Source organism: Nocardia lijiangensis NBRC 108240, from assembly GCF_001613045.1.
In the GTDB taxonomy this organism is placed as follows: domain Bacteria; phylum Actinomycetota; class Actinomycetes; order Mycobacteriales; family Mycobacteriaceae; genus Nocardia; species Nocardia lijiangensis.
In genome coordinates this window covers 1-4,764 of sequence record NZ_BDBP01000189.1, presented here as the reverse complement: position 1 = coordinate 4,764, position 4,764 = coordinate 1, and the positions used below count along the sequence as shown (strand labels likewise).

Genomic DNA, 4,764 nt, shown 5'->3' with positions numbered 1-4,764 from the left:
CTCCACACCCCACGCCACCAGCAGCTCGTACAACGCCACCTCGAGCGCGAACAACGCAGGCTGCGCCAACCCGGTGTCGTCCAGGCCCGCACCCGAGGCGATCACCCCACGAAGCGAGACACCCACCAATGGATCCAAGACGGCACAAACCCGATCCAGGGACGCGGCAAAGGGCGGGAACACGCACAGGCCCAAACCCATACCCACCCGCTGCGAGCCTTGACCCGAGAACACCACTGCCACATCGGAACTCGTACCAGCGGCCGCGCCGACGACGATACCGCCTCCGGCCGTCTCCTCCCGCAGCACATCGATGCCCTCGCCCGTTGCTACCCGCGCCAATCCGGCCAGCAGTGTCTCGCGGTCCTGGCCGATCACCACCGCACGGTGGTCGAACAATGCGCGCGATTCGCGCAGGGCCCTGGCCACCTCCGCGGGCCGAAGCTCGGGACGGTCCTGCACATGATCGCGCAGCCGCCCTGCTTGAGCACGCAGTGCGGCAGCGGATTTCGCCGAAACCACCCATGCCGCCGGCCCGTCCGAGATCACCCGGTCCGACGCTGTGGACTCGCCTGGCGAGTGGACATCGTCCGCGTTCGCCGGTTGTTCGAGAATGACGTGCGCATTCGTGCCGCTCACCCCGAAGGACGACACCGCGGCACGGCGCGGAGCGTCGCCGACGGTGTCCCACGGACGCGAGGTGGTCAGCAGATCGATCGCACCGGCGGTCCAGTCCACGTGCGGGGACGGCGCGTCCACGTGCAGGGTCGCGGGCAGCAGCCGGTGCCGCATGGCCATCACCATCTTGATCACACCGGCCACTCCGGCGGCATGCTGGCTGTGACCGATATTGGACTTCACCGATCCCAGCCACAGCGGCCGCTCCGCGGGCCGATCCTGCCCGTAGGTGGCCAGCAGGGCCGCGGCTTCGATCGGATCGCCCAGCCGGGTACCGGTGCCGTGGGCCTCGACCACATCGACCGCGGCGGCGGACAATCCCGCGTTGGCCAACGCGGCCCGGATGACTCGCTGCTGGGACGGACCGTTCGGTGCGGTCAGTCCGTTGGAAGCGCCGTCCTGATTCACGGCGGAGCCACGCACCACCGCCAACACCTCATGCCCCAGTCGGCGGGCGTCCGAAAGTCGTTCCAGCAGCAGCATTCCCACGCCTTCAGACCAGGCCACACCATCCGCGACGGCCGAGAACGACTTGCACCGGCCGTCCGGGGCCAGACCCCGCTGACGCGAGAACTCCAGGAACATGCCCGGTGTCGACATGACGGTCACGCCGCCCGCCAGGGCCATGGAGCACTCGCCCGCCCGCAGCGCCGCGGCGGCCTGATGCAGTGTCACCAGCGACGAGGAGCATGCGGTATCCACCGAGACCGCGGGCCCCATCAAACCGAGCACATAGGACACGCGGCCCGTCGCGATACTTCCCGCGCTTCCGGTGAGCACGTATCCCTCGAAATCCCCCGAGCCCACCAGGGGTACGGCATGGTCCGAACCGGTCACACCCAGGTAGACGCCGGTTTGGCTGCCCCTGAACGTGGTGGGGTCGATACCCGCGTGTTCGATCGTCTCCCAGGCCGTTTCCAGCAGCAGCCGCTGCTGTGGATCCATCGCCAGCGCCTCACGCGGCGAGATACCGAAGAACGAGGCATCGAAATTGCCCGCGTCGTAAAGGAATCCACCCTCACGCGCATAGCTCTTACCGGTCGCGTCCGGGTCCGGATCGAACAGATCCTCCGGCCACCCACGATCGACCGGCAACTCCGATATTGCGTCCACCTGATCGGCGACCAGGCGCCACAACTGATCCGGCGACCCCACGCCCCCTGGGAAACGACAGCCCATCCCCACGATCACGATCGGATCATCGAGCGTGGCCTTGGTGCGGACGGCGACCGCGGGCGCAGGCGCGGCCTCGGCCACCGCTCCCGATATCTCGGTCGCCACGTAGGCCACCAGCTCCGCCACGGTCGGGTAGTCGAAGACCAGGGTGGTCGGTAGCCGCAGCCCGGTCAGTTTCGTCAACCGGTTGCGCAATTCGACGGCCGTCAGCGAGTCGAGACCCAGCTCGCCGAAGGCCACCTGGTCACCGACCGCGCCGGACTCGTATCCGAGCACCTCCGCGGTCTGTGTGCCGATCAGATCGGTCAGTGCTTGCACCCGCTGCGCCGGGTCCATCGCCGTGAGCCGGGCGATCAACGTGCCGTCGCCGGCGGTGTTCGACCTGCTTCTGATCGAACGACGGCTCGCGCCCGCCGCGATATTGTGCAGAATCGCGATTCCGCTGTCGTGGACCTTGTCCACATCCAGCCGCACCGGCACCACATTCGGCAGGGTGCTCGCGGTGGCCGCGTCGAAGAGCTGGAGTCCCTCGGTCTCGCTCATGGGGATCAAACCGCCACGGGTCATGCGGTTCCGATCAGCCGCCTGCAACTGTCCGGTGATCCCCGCGGCCTGCTCCCACAGGCCCCACGCCAGCGAGATCGCGGGCAGACCCAATCCGTGCCGGTACCGCGCCAATCCGTCCAGGAACGCATTGCCTGCGGCGTAGTTGCCCTGGCCGGGCGCACCGAAGGCGGCCGCCGAGGACGAATAGAGAATGAATGCGCGCAGATCCAAGTGCCGGGTCAGTTCGTGCAGGTTCCAGGCCGCGGCGACCTTCGGCTCGAGGACGCGCCGCAACTGCGCCTCGGTCAGCGAAGTGATCACACCGTCGTCCAGCACACCCGCGGTGTGCACCACCACCCGCACCGGGAACTCCGGATCCACCCCGGCCAATACCCCCGTCAGTTGCGCGCGGTCGGCCACATCACACGCGGCTGCGGTCACCGACAGCGCACCGGCCGCGAGCAACTCCTCCTGTAGACCGGCGAATCCCGCCGCCGATTCACCGCGACGACTCACCAGCAGTACATGCCGCACGCCATGCGCGGTGACCACATGCCGGGCCAGCATGGAACCCAGGGCCCCCGAGCCACCGGTGATCAACACCGTGCCCTCGCCATCCCACATCGGCGAAACATCCTCGGCGAGAGCGTCATTCGCGGGTACTCGCTCTAGGCGCGGCACGCTCACCTGTCCCGCGCGCAGCACCAGTTGCGACTCACCACCGTCCAGGGCGGCGCCCAGCACCCGCCACGAGTCCGGCGAATCATCGGTATCGACCAGCACGAACCGATCGGGGTTCTCGGTCTGCGCCGAACGCACCAGGCCCCACACCGCCGCACCCGCCAGGGACGACACCGAATCGACTGCCGCGACACCGGATTCGGAGCCACCGATACCGGAAGCGGTGTGGGTCAGCACCACCAGGCGCGCCTCCGCGAGCCGAGGATCGGCCAGCCACGTCTGCAGCAGCGCCAGCACCGCGTCGACCTGCCGGTACACGACCTCGACCACCGCGTCGCTCGTACGCGCCGCACCGACCGGCGCCACCACGACCGCGGGAACCGGGCCACCGGCCTCGAGCTCAGCGGTCAGCGCTGCCAGATTCGGCAACCATCGACCGCCGTCCGCCGTGCCGGTGTCATTGTCGCCCAGGAACACCCAGTCGGAGGTGTTCTGCTCGATCGATTCCGGCACCAGCTGCCCGATCCACTCGACCTGGTACAGCGAGTTCTGCGGCAGATCACGATTCGGTTGAACCAGCTGCCGCGAGACCTCGCGCACCGTCATCGAATCGACCGTGACGATCGGTCGGTCATCCTCGCCGGCCAGGCGGATCGCTACACCCCCATCCGCGGCGGGCGTAATCGACACACGTGCGCGGGCCGCTCCGGCGGCATGTATCCGAACCCCGTTCCACAGGAACGGTAGTCCCGCGCTGCCAACCTGATCGTGTCCGTCGCTGACACCCGGCAGCATGGCATGCAGTGCGCTGTCGAACAGCGCGGGGTGCAGGAGGAACTCCGCGGCCCGCGCACGCTCCTCCTCGGGAACCGAGATCTCGGCGAAGACCTCGCCGGGGCGGCGCCATACGCGGCGCAGACCTTGGAAGACCGGTCCGTAATTGTGGTTGGCAATGCGCTCGTAGACGTCGGCGAGGTCGATCTCGGTGGCGTCAGCCGGCGGCCACGATCCCAAACCCGCTGCCGCGGTGGTGGTCTCGGGCTCCGGAGTGAGCACAGCGGCGGCATGGAGCAGCCACTGACCGGCACCGCCGTCCCGGCGTGAGTGCACACTCGCCTCGCGGCGGCCATCCGCATCGGGTTCGCCTACCGTGACCCGCACCTGCACGGATTCGAGAGACAGCAGCAACGGTGTGACCACCGTCAGCTCTTCGAGCACCGTACATCCGACACCGTCGCCCACGGCGATGAGCAATTCCACGAATCCGGTGCCGGGTAGCAATATCGCACCGGCGACCTGATGGTCGGCCAGCCATGGATGCGAGCGCAAGGACAACCTGCCGGTCGCCACGACTCCACCGGCGGGCAGCTCCACCACGGCGCCCAGCAGTGGATGCCCCGCCGCACCGACGCCCAAGGCGCCCGCGTCACCGGCGGGGTCGACCGATTCCAACCAGAACCGCTTGCGCTGGAACGCGTATGTCGGCAGTTCCACGCGCGGAACAGGTATTCCCGCAGTCGAATCCGAGCCCGGGTCCGCGATCGAACCGGCAATACCGGCGCTGAATAGTTCGGCCAGGCTGGTCATGAAGTACTGCGGATCGGACCTGTCGCGACGCAATGCGGCGGTCACCACGAACTCCGGATGCGACTCCGCCAGGGTGTCGGTGATCGCGCCGGACAG

General features: G+C 68.2%; 1 protein-coding gene. It reads right to left on the bottom strand.

Translation table 11 applies throughout. From position 1 onward, the window contains the following. The coding region (locus NL1_RS38040; RefSeq protein ID WP_156095208.1) for a type I polyketide synthase at positions 1-4,764 on the bottom strand (4,764 nt) is incomplete at both ends.